This window comes from Halorubrum cibi (genome assembly GCF_900182635.1).
Classification (GTDB): Archaea; Halobacteriota; Halobacteria; order Halobacteriales; family Haloferacaceae; genus Halorubrum; species Halorubrum cibi.
Genome location: NZ_FXTD01000003.1, coordinates 267,884 through 283,171, shown reverse-complemented (window position 1 = coordinate 283,171; position 15,288 = coordinate 267,884). Strand labels below are relative to the sequence as shown.

At 68.2% G+C, this 15,288-nt stretch carries 13 protein-coding genes; 3 read left to right on the top strand and 10 right to left on the bottom strand.

Translation table 11 applies throughout. The annotated features are described in order from the left end of the window. Positions 1–2: 2 nt before the first annotated feature. Genes FN829_RS05745 through FN829_RS15850 form a run of 5 tightly spaced genes read right to left on the bottom strand, consistent with a single transcriptional unit; the run spans position 3 to position 4,866 of the window. The gene (locus FN829_RS05745) at positions 3–1,196 is read right to left on the bottom strand and encodes a glycosyltransferase family 2 protein (RefSeq protein WP_142986039.1); all 1,194 of its coding nucleotides are present in this window, start codon (positions 1,194–1,196) and stop codon (positions 3–5) included. Further along, positions 1,196–2,599: a nucleotide sugar dehydrogenase gene (locus FN829_RS05740; RefSeq protein ID WP_142986038.1), complete on the bottom strand. Its 1,404-nt coding sequence runs from the start codon at positions 2,597–2,599 to the stop codon at positions 1,196–1,198. Before FN829_RS05740 ends, FN829_RS05745 begins: the two co-directional genes overlap by 1 nt. Further along, positions 2,596–3,582 (bottom strand): Gfo/Idh/MocA family protein, encoded by a 987-nt coding sequence (locus FN829_RS05735; RefSeq protein ID WP_142986037.1) that lies wholly within the window; start codon positions 3,580–3,582, stop codon positions 2,596–2,598. The genes FN829_RS05740 and FN829_RS05735 overlap by 4 nt, the downstream gene beginning before the upstream one ends. Then, positions 3,575–4,702: a DegT/DnrJ/EryC1/StrS family aminotransferase gene (locus tag FN829_RS05730; RefSeq protein ID WP_142986036.1), complete on the bottom strand. Its 1,128-nt coding sequence runs from the start codon at positions 4,700–4,702 to the stop codon at positions 3,575–3,577. Before FN829_RS05730 ends, FN829_RS05735 begins: the two co-directional genes overlap by 8 nt. Next, entirely contained in the window at positions 4,699–4,866 is a 168-nt protein-coding gene (locus FN829_RS15850; protein WP_185955695.1) for a hypothetical protein, read from the bottom strand. The genes FN829_RS05730 and FN829_RS15850 overlap by 4 nt, the downstream gene beginning before the upstream one ends. 222 nt (positions 4,867–5,088) lie before the next feature. Between FN829_RS15850 and FN829_RS05725 the strand changes: the two genes are divergently transcribed. Continuing rightward, positions 5,089–6,951, top strand: a complete 1,863-nt coding sequence (locus FN829_RS05725) for a hypothetical protein (protein ID WP_142986035.1) — start codon at positions 5,089–5,091, stop codon at positions 6,949–6,951. Continuing rightward, positions 6,948–7,739 (top strand): formyltransferase family protein, encoded by a 792-nt coding sequence (locus tag FN829_RS05720; protein ID WP_142986034.1) that lies wholly within the window; start codon positions 6,948–6,950, stop codon positions 7,737–7,739. Before FN829_RS05725 ends, FN829_RS05720 begins: the two co-directional genes overlap by 4 nt. 11 nt (positions 7,740–7,750) lie before the next feature. On the opposite strand, the gene FN829_RS05715 is transcribed toward FN829_RS05720, so the two are convergent. Both FN829_RS05715 and FN829_RS05710 read right to left on the bottom strand, forming a co-directional pair. Continuing rightward, complete coding sequence (locus FN829_RS05715; RefSeq protein ID WP_246066451.1) at positions 7,751–8,935, bottom strand: WD40/YVTN/BNR-like repeat-containing protein; 1,185 nt, start codon at positions 8,933–8,935, stop codon at positions 7,751–7,753. A 29-nt stretch (positions 8,936–8,964) separates the two neighbouring features. Beyond that, positions 8,965–10,179, bottom strand: coding sequence for a Gfo/Idh/MocA family protein (locus FN829_RS05710; RefSeq protein ID WP_142986032.1), 1,215 nt, complete (start codon positions 10,177–10,179; stop codon positions 8,965–8,967). A 240-nt stretch (positions 10,180–10,419) separates the two neighbouring features. Between FN829_RS05710 and FN829_RS05705 the strand changes: the two genes are divergently transcribed. Then, entirely contained in the window at positions 10,420–11,439 is a 1,020-nt protein-coding gene (locus FN829_RS05705) for a glycosyltransferase (protein ID WP_246066450.1), read from the top strand. 49 nt (positions 11,440–11,488) lie between these two features. On the opposite strand, the gene FN829_RS05700 is transcribed toward FN829_RS05705, so the two are convergent. From FN829_RS05700 to FN829_RS05690, 3 genes are all read right to left on the bottom strand, one after another. Next, complete coding sequence (locus FN829_RS05700; protein ID WP_142986030.1) at positions 11,489–11,716, bottom strand: hypothetical protein; 228 nt, start codon at positions 11,714–11,716, stop codon at positions 11,489–11,491. A gap of 91 nt (positions 11,717–11,807) precedes the next feature. Continuing rightward, entirely contained in the window at positions 11,808–12,026 is a 219-nt protein-coding gene (locus FN829_RS05695; protein ID WP_142986029.1) for a hypothetical protein, read from the bottom strand. A 51-nt stretch (positions 12,027–12,077) separates the two neighbouring features. Next, positions 12,078–15,071, bottom strand: a complete 2,994-nt coding sequence (locus FN829_RS05690) for a hypothetical protein (RefSeq protein WP_246066449.1) — start codon at positions 15,069–15,071, stop codon at positions 12,078–12,080. Between the last annotated feature and the right edge of the window lie 217 nt (positions 15,072–15,288).

Genomic DNA, 15,288 nt, shown 5'->3' with positions numbered 1-15,288 from the left:
GGTCACTCCTCCCTCGCCGGCGGGTCGTCCCTCGGCGGGACCTCCTCCGACTCGATGCGGGGCTTCCAGGGCGGGCCGCCCGAGTCGGCCCGGACCTCCAGGTCGACGTTCCGCCGTTTCTCGCCCACGACTCCCGTGAGGAACGAGACGAGGCCGACCAGCACGAGGATCCCGCCCGTCGACGTCGCCGCGGGGAGTAGGGGAAAGAGCGCACCGACGCCGACCCCGCCGACTATCGCGCCCATCCCCAGGAGCTGCGCGGCAGCCGTCGGCTCGCCGAGACCGTGTCCGTCGGCGTCGAGGAGCCGTCCGAGGTACCCCCGCAACAGCAGAAGCGAGAGCGCCGGCACGAACGTTTCGTACCTGATGTAGCTGGTCTCGTCGCCGTACACCGCCTTCATGGAGACGTCCGCGATGCGCAGTCGCTGCCGATTCAGGCGAACGAGCAGGTGGTTACAGAACCCGTAGTCCTCGTAGAGCGATTCGAACTCGACGCGGTCGAGCGCCCGTCGGGAGATCGCCGTGTACCCGTTCTGCGGGTCCATCATCCGCCAGTACCCGCTGGCGACCCGCGTGAGGCCGGTGAGGAGGAAGTTGCCGAACGTCCGCCACGTCGACATCTCGCGTCTGAAATCCGTGTGTCGGAGGCGGTTCCCCTTCGCGTAGTCGGCGTCACCGCGGACGACCGGGTCGATGATCCGGTCGAGGATCGTCGGGTCCATCTGCCCGTCGCCGCTCATGACCGCCACGACGTCGACGTCGGCGGGGTCGTTCATCGCGTTCCGGTACCCCGTCTTTATCGCCCCGCCGACCCCGGCGTTCTCGCGGTGTCGAAAGGCGACGAACCGTCGGTCCGGCCGACCGGAACCGTCCCTCACGTCGTGGGCGACGATCCTGTCGCGCCACCGCACGCCCCCTCCGTCGGCGACCCCTCCCGCGCCGTCGGCGATCGCTCCCGTGCCGTCGGCAATCGCTCCCGCGCCGTCGGTGACCGGCCGCACCCCGTCGTGGGTCGGCTGCGATCCGTCGAGTTTCCCGAACGTCTCGCGGATCTCGTTCCAGGAACCGTCCGTCGAACAGTCGTCCACGACGTACACGCGGTCGACGAACGCGGGGACCGTCTCGATGACGTCGCCGACGAATTCCTCCTCGTTGTACGCCGGGACCACGACCCCGATCGTCGCACCACGGTACATCAGTCGCGCCCCCGTCCGACCGTGTACTGTCTGTGTGCCGTTCCCGATAGATCGAGCGCCTGACGACCGTCGACGACCGGGATACCCCGCCGCTTCCCGCCCCCGGAGGCGTCCTCCGTCTCGAAGGCTCCCCAGTCGATCGACTGGAACTCCTCGTGAGCGGTGACGAGGACCGCGGCGTCGACGTCCCGGGACTCGAGCGCCTCCAGGGAAACGGACTCGCCGGGCATCTCCGGTAAGTCGTCGAGGACCGGATCCACCACGAGGACGGTCGCCCCGAGCCGATCCAGCCGGTGGGCGACGTCGATCGCGGGCGAGGCCCGCGCCTCGGGGATCCCCGCACGGTAGGCCACGCCGAGCAGCGCGACCGTCGCGTCCTCGACGGAGCCGCCGTCGACGGCCAGCTCGTCGACGAGCGTCTCGACGACGAACCCCGGCATCCGCTCGTTGACCTCTCGGGCCGTTCGGATCAGCGGCGCCCGCTCGTTCACGTCGTCGAGGAGGAAGTACGGGTAGTACGGGATGCAGTGACCGCCCACGCCCGCGCCCGGCGTGTGGATGTCACAGTACGGCTGCGTGTTCGCGGCCTCGATGGTCTCGACCACGTCGACGCCGAACTCGTCGGTCAGCGTCGCCAGCTCGTTGGCGAGCGCGATGTTGACGTCGCGGTAGACGCCCTCGAAGAGCTTGACGCACTCCGCGGTTCTGGCGTCGCTGGTGCGGATGACCTCGTTGTCGGTCAGCTCTCCGTAGACGAACTCCGCGACGCGGCCGCTCTCCGAGTCGACCCCGCCGACGATCTTCGGGTACGAGCCGCGGATGTCTCGGAGCGCGCGCCCGCTGGCGGTGCGTTCGGGGGTGTGTGCGAGACCGAACTCGCCCGGGACGCGGTCGCCGGACGCGAGGATCGGGGCCACGACGTCCGCGCACGTTCCCGGTGGGACCGTCGACTCGACGAACACCGCGTCACCCGGCTCCAGTCCGTCGCGGACGGTCTCCGTGGCCGCCTCGAGGATCGAGAGGTCGGGGGCGTCGGACTCGTCGATCAGGGTGGGAACGACTATCACGTGAACGCGCGCCCGCGTGGCGGCGGCCTCGCCGTCGGTCGTGGACTCGAAGCGCCCGTCGGCGACCAGGTTCGACAGCAACGTCGACAGCCCCGGCTCGTGGTCGAAGGGGTTGATCCCGCCGTTCAGCGCCGAGACGCGATCCGGATCGACGTCGACGCCGGTGACCGCGCCGGTCGCTTCGGCGTACACCAGTGACAGCGGCAGCCCGATCTTCCCCATCCCGTACACCGCGACGGGGACCCGGCCCTCCCGGAAGGCCGCTCGCGTTTGCTCCGCGCTCGCGTCGGTCCCGTACAGGGCGAACGTCTCCGTCGTCGGGACGTTCGCGGTCATCGTCCACCCGTGCCGACGACCGTGGCTTCGGGGCCGTCGACCTCGTTCCGTATCCTGTGGACGAGTTCGATCGCCCTGATCCCGTCGTGGCCGGTGACTTCCGGGTCGGTGCCCGCGTTCACGGCCGAGACGAACGAGTCGAGTTCGGCGTGGAGCGGTTCGCCGTTGTTGATCTGCGGTCGCTCGACGACGCTCTCCGAGCGGTATCTGACGTCGCCGTCCGACTCGACGTAGCCCGGGAGCGAGTGGCGGTGTATCTTTACCGACTGCGTCAGGTAGTCCACGGTCACCTGACACTCCCGTCCGGTGACCGCGAGCTCGCGGACCTTCTGATGGGTGACCCTGCTCGCCGTCAGCGTCCCCAACACGCCGTTGTCGAGCTGAAGCGTCGCCGTGACGTGTGGTTCACCCCCGACCCCCGCCGCGAAGGCCTCGTCCACCTCCGCGTCGAAAAGCGACAACAGAACATCGAGGTCGTGGATCATCAGGTCCTCGACCACGCCGTCGGTGTTCTCGCGGTCCACCGGCGGGCCGAGACGACGGGCGTCGACCGCGAGAACGTCCATCTCCGGCAACACGTCGGTGAGCGCCCTGACCGCGGGGTTGAACCGCTCGATGTGCCCGACTTGGAGCCGGAGGTCCCGCCGGTCCGCGAGCGCTATCAGCTCGCGTCCCTCCACCGGATCGGCAACGAAGGGCTTTTCGACCAGCACGTGCGTGTCGGCCTCGAGGGCCTCCCGGACGATCGCCCCGTGATACCGGGTCGGGACGACGACGGAGACGGCGTCGACCGCCCGGAGCAACGTCGCTCGGTTGAGCGCCCGCGTCCCGTGCTTGGCGGCGATCTCCTTCGCCCGCTCCCAGTCCGTGTCCGCGACCCCGACGAGGTCCACCGTGGGCAGTCCGGCGTACACGCGGGCGTGGTGAGCGCCCATGCTCCCGACGCCGATGACGCCGACGGCGAGCGTCCCGTCGTCAGTCATCCGCGTTCACCCCTGTCACGGCCCGGTCGTAGTGGTCACACACGGCGGCGGCGACCCGGTCGACGTCCGACTCGTCGAGTCCGGCGTGGATCGGCAGCGAGAGGATCTCGTCGGCGAGCCGCCCGGCCGTCGGGACCGAGGCCTCGTACCCGTCGTAGGCGGGCTGGTCGGGGATGAGCGTCGGGTAGTAGACGGCCGTGTCCACGCCGCGCTCGTCGAGGTGGTCCCGGAGCGCCGCCCGGTCGCGACAGCGGACCGTGTACTGGTGGTAGACGTGACGGCGCCCGGGCGGCTCCGTCGGCAGGACCAACTCGGGGACGTCCGAAAGCGCCGCCGAGAGCCGCGCCGCGTTCTCCCGGCGACGCTCGTTGTACGTCGGGAGCTTCCGGAGCTGTTCCAGCCCGATGCCGGCTGCGAGGCTCGTCAATCGGAGGTTGTGGCCCACGGAGACGTGGTCGTAGTCGCGGGCGTCGGCGTTCGCGCGACCGTGGTTGACGAACCGGGCGGCGCGGTCGGCGATATCCGAGTCGTCCGTGACCACCATCCCGCCCTCGCCGGTCGTCATGTTCTTCGTCGGGTAAAACGAGAAGCACCCGGCGTCGCCGAACGTCCCGACGGGCGTTCCGCCGTAGGTCGCTCCGTGCGCCTGTGCGGCGTCCTCTATCAGCGCGAGGCCGTGTTCCTCGGCGATCTCGACCAACCGGTCCATCTCCGCGGGCAACCCGTAGAGGTGGACCGGGAGGATCGCGGCGACGTCGTCGTTCTCGGCCAGGGCGTCCTCGACCGCCTCGGGGTCCAGCGTGTAGGTCGTCGCGTCGACGTCGGCGAACACCGGTCGGGCGCCGCAGAGCCGGACCGCGTTCGCGCTCGCGACGAACGAGAACGGAGTCGTGACGACGGCGTCTCCCTCCTCGATCCCGACTGCCTCGAGCGCAGTCTGTAAGGCGGCGGTTCCGTTGGCGGTGGCGACGCCGTGACCGGCGCGACAGTAGTCGGCGAAGTCGCGTTCGAACTCGCGAACGACGGGACCGTCGGCCAGCCGACCGCTCTCCAGCACGTCGCGGACGCGCTCGATCTCCGGTTGGCCGACGTCGGGGTCGGCGATCGCGATCCGGTTCATGCTATCGAGTTCGACCCGCCGAGCGGTTCCGGGAGCGCGCGGGGCGCGGCGGGGGCACCGGTGAAGACGGCGCGTTCCCTGACGAGGGCGTCGCGTTCGGTCGTGACTCCGAGTCCGGCGTCCGCAACCGCCGACGCCGGGACGTTTCGTTGTAGGTCTCCCATGAGTGCCGGTGTGGCGGGTCCGGCCATTGTTATGGAGAGACTTGTCAGGGTACGGTGATCATACTCGACCGTCGTCGAACGGTCCGGATTCTCCGTGAACCGCGGTCGTTCCGCACTCAAGGCGGTACCGGTATCGAGCACTCCGACACGATCGGCGAGTATGATCGGTCAAACCGGAGTATGCTCGCCGTAACAATACCCGTGTCAGGAGTACACCCACGCATGGGTATCTCACAGACACACGCCGCGGTGCTCCTGATGATCGTCGTCGTCGGGGCGGTCGGCGTCTCGTCGTTCACCGACCCGGGAAGCGGCGGCGAGGCGATGACCGTCGAGGGGACCGAAGACCGACAGTCGGTGGCCGCTGGAGGGTCCGAAGAACGGCGATCGGTGACTGCGGAGGGAACGACGGGAGGGAGATCGAGCGCCAGCAACGTCGCCTTCGAGGTCCGGACCACGCTCAACAACAGCGACGCGGCCGGCGCGACGAGATCGATAGAACTGGTCGTCGAGGACGAGGACGGGTTCTCGTTCACGGTCGACGAACGGACGGTGAGTCTGTCCGCGGGGGAAACCCGGGAGGTCACCCTCTCGGCCCCTGCCGACGCGATGACCGCGGGACGGTACGACTACGCGCTCGGCGACGAGGCGGGGACGCTGGCGACGGGAACCGTCACCCTCGAGGGACCCGCGTTCGATACCTCCAAGGTCCGTGCGGAGCCGGTCGTCCGCGGCGCGATCGGGACCGTCTCCGTGACCGTGCGCAACCGTGGTGACTTCCGCGGAATGCGAACCCTCGACCTCCACCTCGACCGGAACCGAGACGGCACGTACGACGCCAGCGAGATCGTCGCCACGAGGGCGCCGCTGCTCCGGGCGGGAGAAGACGCGTCCGCGACCCTCTCGGTCAGGACCGACGGACTCGAGCCGGGGACCTACGCGTACCGGGTCGAGGTCGGAGAGAGCGTCGAGGAGGGAACGCTGACCGTCTTGCGGCCCGCGACCTTCCGACTTGCGGGGTCGACGATGACCACGGACGCCGTCCGAGGCGAGCGGTTCAACGGGTCGGTGACGCTGGTGAACGCGGGCGACGTCCGGGGGAACGCGACGGTTCATCTCGACGGGCCGACCGAGGCGTTCGACTGGAACCGAACGACGACGCTCGACGGGAACGCCTCGACGACGCTCGAGTTCGCCGCCGGGACGGGGAACCTGACTCGTGGAAACTACTCGATCGCCCTCTCGACGGCGAACGATTCGGCCACGGGGACGCTCCGCGTTCGCGAGAGCCACCTCGCGGTCGACGACCTGGACGGTCCGCGGTCGGCCGACGTCGACGACGACATCCGCTTCGCCGCGAGGGTGTGGAACACGGGCGACGCGGCCGCGAACCGGACGGTCGAGCACCGAATCGATCTGGACGGCGACGACGACCCTGAAACGGTCGTGGAGAACCGGTCCGTAGACCTCGCGCCGGGCGAGCGGACGACCGTCGAGTTCACGCTCGCCGAGGACGATCGGGACCGGTTCGATGACCGGGACCTGCTCGGAACACACGTCTACGGCGTCTACAGCGGGGACGCCAACGCGACCGACGTGGTGGTCGTTCGCCACTACTCCAGCGGGAGCAGCTCGTCGACGTCGTCGGCGGCGAACGACGAGCCGGAACCCGTAAACGACGAGCCGGAGATCGTCTCGCGGGACGTGATCACCCAGGAGAAGTACGGTCTGGATTACGACGAGGTCAGCAACGAGACGCGGAGCCAGATCGACGAGATACACGAGAGACAGCCGTTCAGCGACGGGCTCGTCGTCACGGAGGTGCTGACTCGCGAGGAGATCGCGCGTCAGGAGTTCGGGCTCGACGTGGGGCGGAACGACGCCTTCGAGTTCACCTCGATCGAGGTCGAAACTCAACAGGAGATCGAGGCGGCGTTCGACGCGCAGTTCGAGTCCGACGACGGCGACCGGATCGAGTCGTGGGACGAACTGGCTACAGAGCGATACGAGAGCGACTACGCGGGGCTCGATGCCGACCAACGGGAGACGGTCCGGAGTCTTTACCGGGGGCAGTTCGAACGATGATCTCAGTCGCGCTCCTCGGTAGTCGTCCGCTCAGTCGGGCCTGCCTGGAACTGCTACACGGCGAAGAGGCGATCTCCGTCGAAGCGGTCGTGACCTATCCCGAGGATCACGAAGGGTGGTGGGACGGATCGCTCCGTTCCACGGCCGAGGGATACGGGTACCCGGTCGTCGAAGAGTCGGATCTCTTCGAGTACGACCTGGACTACCTCATCAGCGTCCTTTATTACGACATCCTCGGCGAGGACGTCCTCGAACACCCGCGGTACGGGGGGTTGAACCTCCACCAGGCGGAACTCCCGCGATACGGGGGGAGCAACACGTTCAGCCACGCGATCATGAACGCGCGCGACGACGACTACTGGAAGTACGGAACGACGCTACACTTCATGTCCGAGGCGGTCGATGAGGGGGACATCGTCGCACGCAACTTCGTCGATATCACCGAAGAGGACACCGCGAAGTCGTTGTACGAGAAAACGGAACGGGCCTCGATCGAGCTGTTCGAGGAACAGTTACCGAACGTCGTCTCGGGCGAGGTCCGATCGATGCGGACGCCCCAGTCCGAGTTCGACGGGAAGACCTACTTCTACAACAAAACGAGCCTGGACGGCGAGAAGGAGATCCCGCTCGAACGGCTCACCGGGGAGGGATCCGTCGAAACCTACGACAAGATCCGCGCACTGGACTTCCCCCCGTTCGAGCCGGCGCACACCGAGATCGCCGGGCGGAAGGTCTACCTCACGAAGACCTCCTACGAGGACCTTCCACTCTCCGCTCGGACGGAGTGACCCGCCCGCCGTCATCCGGAGGCCGACGCGCGTACCGTGGGCGCTTCGTCCGGGAGCCGCGACAGTTGTTCGGGCGGAACGCGTATGACGGAGCCGTGGTCGGTTCGCGTGTTGAAGGGGTTGACGAACAGACCCATCCGCTCGTCGGCCGCTAAGAACACGTACGCGCTCGCGGTCGGCACGCCGGGGGCGATCGATCCGAGGGGCCTCCGTCGAGGGAACGCCGCCAGTTCGTACCACTCCTCGTACGCCGACGCCGAGGACGCCACCAGCACCCGTGCCACGTCACCGCTCCGGTTTCCTCGACCCGCGGGAGCGGTGCTGTCCGTGCCGACCTCCGCCGCGGTCGCGACCGCGACCCAGACCTCACCGTCCACCGGAAGGGTCGCGGTGTAGTACACCGACGCGTCCGTTCTCCCGACCGTCTCGGGGGCGGAGAGGTCCTCGCGACGCAACCTGAGGAGTTCGACGTCTGCCGCGTACGAACAGTCCATCCCCCACACCACCGACGACGGGGTAAACGACAACTCGACGGCCCGCCACCGCTGGCTTCCCTCTCCGACGCGGACGAAGCGGCCGTCCGCGAGGCGACCGACGGCGCTCTCGTCGTCGGCGTCGCCCGAGGTCGCCCACAGGTCGCCGCCGTAGGGATCGCTGAAGACGCCGTGGAAGTGGCGGACGGCGGTCGTCTCGACGTACGTCTCCCAGCTCCGGCCGTCGTCCTCGCTCCGGAGGATCCGGGCGGGATCGTCCCCGAGCGTGTACTCGGCGAGGTACACCGCCCCGTCGTGGAGACCGACGGAGGTCGGCAGGACGCCCATCGGACCCGAAGAAGACGGGAGCCGGCGAACCGGGTCCCAGGACCGCCCGCGATCCGACGAGCGGAACACCCGCCGGCCGACCGTCGCGAGCAGGGCGTCGCGCAGCGGCCAGAGGTTCGTCGTCGTCCAGGACCCGACGACCGGACGGAGGAGACGCTTCGTGAGAGCCCCGTTCCGCAGTCGGAACCGGACGTCCGCGATCCCGTCGCCCGACGTCGGAAGGCGTCCGAGCCGAGCGTACCCGTCCGACGGAGTCCAGACGCCGACCGTTCGACCTCGGGTACAGTAGAGTCGCCCGTCGCGGATCCCGCCGATCCTCGCCCGGTCGACGTCGAGGCGGCCGCCCCGGAGTCCGTGACCGCCGAACCAACGCACCTCACCGGCGCATAGTTCCTCCGTCGAGGTCATCGACCGGCGGGCGGCGCTTCGTCGGCGTCGGACGCGGTGGTGCTCCGGTCGTCGGACGCCGTGTCGTCCGATCGGAGGCCCAACTGGTCGGATTCGATCATGGCGACGAGCGGGTTGTCGTCGATCTCGAGGGGGAGGTCGACCCGCCCCCGGCGTCGGGCCGATTCCCAGCCGGCGAAGATCACCTCGGTCGCCCGGAGTGCGCCCTCGCCGGAGAGTTCGGGCTCCGAGCCCGTCTTCAATCCCTCGACCGCGTCGGCGACGGCCCGTTCGATGAAGATCGGTGTCGTCCGGTCCTCGGCCGACACCAACGGGAGTCGCGTCCGGAGCTTCCCCACCGCGGCGCCGAGGTATCCCGGCGATTCGCGGCCGTGGAGGTTCTCCCCGTCCGTATCGACCGGCTTCCACTTCCCGTCGTCCGTTCGATATCGAAGCGTCGGCCCGTCGTCGACGCCGAGTTCGATGACCCCGTCCGCACCGACGAGCCGGAGATAACACGCCCCTCGAGGCGCCGACTCTCCGGTCGTGGCGAGCCCGACCGTCCCGTCGGCGTAGCGCCACTGGACGATCGCCTGCGTGGCGTTCGGCGTGCCGAACCAGACGTTCTCCTCGCGGTAGTCGACCTGTGCTAGCACCCACTCGACGTCGGCCCCGTCGGTGAAGTACCGACAGAGGTCGACCTGATGGATCCCGGCGTCGAACAGCGTCTCTCCCGCGAACTCCAGTTGATGGAGCTCCCCGATCTCCCCGTCCGCGAGCAGTCGCTTGGCCTTCCGGAACGGCGCGCCGAAGCGTCGCTGGTGGTTGATCGTCAGCTGTACCCCCGCCCGGTCACACGCCCGGACCATCTCCCGACAGTCCGCCCAGGTGTCCGCCATCGGTTTCTCACAGTGGATCGCCTCGACGTGGCCGCTCTGAGCGCCGTTCACGACGATGTCGGCGTGGATCCCCGGCGGGACGCAGACGCTCACCAGGTCCGGTTCGACCGCCGCGAGCATCTCCTCGTAGTCCTCGTATGCGGTGTCCTCCCCCAACCCGAACGCCCGAGCGAACGCCCGCCCGTTCTCGGGAACGATGTCCGCACACGCGACGAGATCACAGTCCTCGTCGTTCGCGTAGGCGTGTCCGTGACGGTACCCCATCGCGTAGCCGTCCCGACCGGGGTCGGAGGGGTTGGGTCCCGTGCCGATGACCGCGACGTCGTAAACCATCTCGGACGGAGAACGCCGTCCCCGACCAAAGAGTATAGACCGCCTACCGCGATCCCGCGCAGAATCGTGGCGCAACCGGCGACCCGTTCCACGGTTCGCCGTCGGATGCCGGTGGACCCCTTCGTCGTCGGATGCCGGTGGACTTCTTCGCCGTCGGATGCCGGCGACTCCCCGCGATCCAGCGACGGAACCGCCGGTACGGTTCCTATAACAATGTACGTCCTCGCGGATACCTCCGTCGTGGCTTCTCAGCGCAACCCGGCGACCGCCGATCGCCACGGGCCTGGACTCGGGAACACCTCGGACGCGGAGGGGAAGGAACTCCCGTTCGTCTCGGTCGTGGTCCCGGTGTACAACGATCCGACCGGGATCGAGGCGACGCTCGAATCCCTCCGCAGGCAGTCGTCCCCCGCGGACCGGTACGAGGTGATCGTCGTGGACAACGGATCGACCGACGGGACGCGCGAAGTCGTCCGCGAGTACCTCGAGGCGTTCGACGGTCTCCGGTTGCTCGTCGAGGACGAGGTTCAGGGCTCGTATGCCGCCCGGAACGAGGGTATCTCCGCCGCAACGGGGACGGTGATCGCCTTCGTCGACGCCGACATGATCGTCGATCCGGGCTGGATCGACGACGTCGCGCGACGAATGGCCCGGACCGACGCGGAGTACCTCGCCTGCGACGTGCGGCTGTTCACCCCCGGCGACGAGGGCGCGGTAGCCCGGTACAACCGGCTCAACGACCTCCACGTCGAACGATTCCTCGACGAACTCTCGTTCGCACCGACCTGCTGTCTGGTGGTTCGTCGGACGCTCCTCGAAGAACTCGGCGCGTTCGACTCGCGGCTCCGATCCGGAGGTGACCTCGAGTTCGGGAATCGCGTCGCGGCGAGCGGCCGCCGCCTCCTGTACGCCCCTGACGTAGTCATGTACCACCCGACACGGACGGAGATCGGCGCGCTCCTCCGGAAGGCCAGACGCGTCGGTCGCGGAAAGACCCAGCTTCGGCGGTACTACCCCGACCGCTACGGGTCGCCGCTCCGCTCCGCGCTCAACCCCGCCGCGTTCCTCCCGCCGCGACCGAGTTTCGCGCGACGGTCGATCCGCGACTGGGAGAGCCTCTCCCTTCGCCGGAAGTGCGTGTTTCTCGCCTTGAGTTATCTCACGTCGCTCGCGAAGGCCTACGGCCAGCTGCTCGAGCTGGCGGAGCCGACGGAGACGGGTGCCGACGCGGGACCGCGGAGCGGATCTCCCGAAAAGTAGGGCGGTACCGCCGATCGACCGCGACGACGCGGCCGGGATCGCCGCCGGATCAGGACTCGTCGGCGTCCCGAAACGACTCGAGGTCCGGGAGGTCGGCGACGCCCTCGTGTTGACCGACGTACGCCGCGGAGCCCGTCGCCTCGTCGAACGTCTCCTCGTCCGGGTACTCTCGGACGGTCAGGACGCGACCGTCGTCGACGGCGAACACGATCTCCACGGACCCGTCGTCGTGTCGGTACTCCGCGGCCCTCCTCGTCGAGTCGGCAGGCTCCTCCATGCTCGGATCGTTGGAGCGTTACCGGCTTACCGGTTTCGCCCGTGACACGTCCACGACCTCGAGTTCCCACGGAGTTCGTCCGGGGATCTCCCTACCTGTTGTCGACCAGGTCCGAGACGGCCCCCGGCGACGCCACGACGAACGCCTCCTTCCGAAGCAGTTCCTCGTCGCCGGGGAGGTAGAGGAACTTCTCCGAGTCTCCCCCGGTCGCCCGGATCCGCTCCCACTCGTCGAGTTCGTATCCGAGGTCGTCGCCGACCGGATCGTCGGGCTGACCGTCCCACTCCCCCTCGAGCGAGTTCCGGTTCATGCTCCCACCGATCGGTGATCGGGTTGATCGCTCTGTGGTGACGTCATCGGTTTACCTCCGGAAGGTCAGCGAGGCGTCACCGTCTATCCGCATCCGTGCGATGTCTCCGGAGAAACCGAACGTGTCGCGGTCGTCCGCGACCGTTCCGCTGGCGACGGCGCCGTCCGCGGCGTCCGTCGCTTCGGCTCCCCACCCGCCGTCGCGCTTCGCGACCGATCCGGTCGTCTCGACGAGGTAGCTCGCCTCCGCACCGTCGCCGACGACGACGAGTTCGTGAGGCAGGTCGCGGTCCGGCCCGAGCGCGGCGGGGTCCACGGGCTCTCCGTCCACCCGAACTTCCAGGTCGTCGTCGACCTGGAAGTTCGTGAACGCGCCCGCGATCTCGTAGGAATCGACGTCGCCTTCGACCCGGTCGGTGACGGTCGTTCCGTCGATCGTCTCCGCACCGTCGACGTGAGCGCCGGCCTCGACGCTCCCGTCCACCCCGAACGTGTACGCGAGGCGGTCGGTCGTGTGGCTGCCGTCGATCTCCACCGTACGCGTGGTCACGACGAGTTCGTCGGGGTCGACGGTCTCGCCGTCGAGTCGGACCGGCACGTCGCCGTCCATCTCGAAGTCGGTGAACTCCCCCGCGACCCGGAAGGAGTCGATGCCACCCTCGACGTGCCCGGAGACGGTCGTACCGTCGATCGTGTCGCTCCCGTTGGCGCGCGCGCCGGCCTCGACGCTCCCGTCGACGCTGAAGGTGTAGTCCACCCGGTCGTACGTGCCGCCACCGTCGATGACGAGCTTCTCGTAACTCGTCGTGGAGTCTGAGTCGTCTGCCGGTTCCGAAATCGAATCGTCCGTCGAATCGGAGCCGTCCGTCGTCTCCGAGGTGACCAGCTCCGACGGGTCGACGGTCTCGCCGTCGAGTCGGACCGGTACGTCGCCGTCCATCTCGAAGTCGGTGAACTCTCCGGTGACTCGGAAGGAGTCGATGCCACCCTCGACGTGCCCGGAGACGGCCGTGCCGTCGATCGTGTCGCTCCCGTTGGCGCGCTCGCCGGCCTCGATGCTCCCGTCCACTTCGAACGCGTAGTTCACCCGGTCGTACGTGCCGCCACCGTCGATGACGAGCTTCTCGTAATTCGTCGAATCGGAGTCGTCAGTGGTGGAGTCGGAGCCGTCCGTGGTGGAGTCGGAGCCGTCCGTCGAATCGGAGCCGTCCGTCGTCTCCGAGGTGACCAGCTCCGACGGGTCGACGGTCTCGCCGTCGAGTCGGACCGACGCGTCGCCGTCGACCTGGAAGTCGGTGAACTCTCCGGTGACTCGGAAGGAGTCGATGCCGCCCTCGACGTGCCCGGAGACGGTCGTACCGTCGATCGTGTCGCTCCCGTTGGCGCGCGCGCCGGCCTCGACGCTCCCGTCGACGCTGAAGGTGTACGTGAGCCGATCGGTCGTGTGACTCCCGTCGACGACGAGTTTCCGGCCGTCGGTCGTTCCGGTCGACGTGGAGTCGTCCGTCGGTTCCGAAGTCGAGTCGTCCGTCGATCCCGACGACGCCGGTTCGGGGTTCGGGAACGGACACGCCCCGTCTCGGGTGATCGCCGACGTCGACGCCGTCGAGTTCTCGAGGTCGATCTCCCTGCCGGTCACGTCGATGGTCGAATCCTCGACGACGCCGCCGCTCGCGTCAACGAACGCGACCCCGTCGCGGTTCGATCCCGTCTGGTGGATACAGCAGTTCCGGACGACCGACTCGTCCGCCTCGACGAACCGGACCGCCTCCCGGCCGGAGGCCGATCCGGTGATGCTGACGTTCTCCATCCGGATCCAGTGGGGTTTCGGTGCCGTCTGCTGCCACTCCCGCCAGGAGATCGTGCCGGGTCGACCCCGGCGGACGGCCCGCATGCCGTCGATGTCACACCGGATGCGGGTGTCCTCCATGTACAGGCTCCGCCCCTGCGGCGAGAGGTTCACCATGGCGATCCCGTTCGGGGCGTCCGTCCCCACGAGTTCGCAGTTTCGGACCTCCGCGCCCGCCGGGATCGACTCGGCTCCCTCGAGCTGGACGCCCTGATCGATGTGGATCCCGCGCATTCCGAATCCCGTCGAGATGTCCCCCAGCGACGGCCCGGTGTATTTCTCGAAGTCGATCTCGACCGTACAGTTCTCGATGTAGCTCCCCTCTCCGCCGATGCGCACGTTCGCGGCGTTGTTGTTGAGGAAGTAGCAGTCGACGATCTCGACCTGTCCGGGCGTCCGGGAGGTGTAGGTGCCGTTGTTGCCGAACTCGCGGAAATCGCACCCCTCGATGCGGACGGTTCCCTTGTTCGACCATCCGACCCACACCCCGATCCGGCCGTTACCACGGGCGTACCCGTCTACGCGAGAGCCCTTCTTCGCCACCGCGTCCCGTAGAACGCCTCGCCCGCTCTCGCTCGTGATCCCCAGAAGGAAGGCGCTGACCTGCCCGGAGTTGTCCGTGAGTCCGCGCCCGAGGAACTCGACGTCCTCGATGTGAAACCGGTTCCGACATCTGAGTCGGATTCCGGTCGTCGTCGCGTCGGCGCGCATGTCGATGTCGACGCCCTCGATGAGTACGTCGTCCGGGACCGGATCGTAGTTGAACAGGAGTCCCGTGTAGCCCGTGGGAGGGACGAAGCGCACGTCGCCCTCGCCGAGCACGCCCACGCGGTCGGCGTCGACGACGATCCCGCCGTCGAACTGGTACTCCCCCTCGGGGAACCGCACCAGCGTCCCCTCGGAGAGTGCGTCGTCGAGGCGGTCGTTGACCGCCTCGGCTCCGGTCGGGTCCAACCCGAGATCGTCGACCGCGTCCAGCACCCGATCGAACTCGATACCGTGACGCGTCGTCCCCCCGGTGGCGGCGGCCCCCGCCGTCGAGGCCGTGGCGACCGCGGCCGCGGCCGCACCCGCCATCTTCAGATAGCCACGGCGGTCGAGCAGTCGAGAACCCTCAGGGTAGTCACCGTCTACCTCGGTATGGCTCTCGTAATCGTCTCCTACCGCTTCCTCGTCAGGTGCCCGTTCTTTGGACATTACCGGGTATGGCCAGATTACCGAAATAGGCCTTTTCGCCACTAACTGACCGACTAGAGACGAGTGATTCCGATTGGTTACCAGATGCTTCCCGAACGGTGACCGAACCGTTCATTTCATGCGAGATATACACGATCAATCGGGTCGCGTCGAGTAGAAGCTACCTACCTACCCACATTACCGGGTAGAAGCGTCCTACCGGGGCGATCGACGGCCG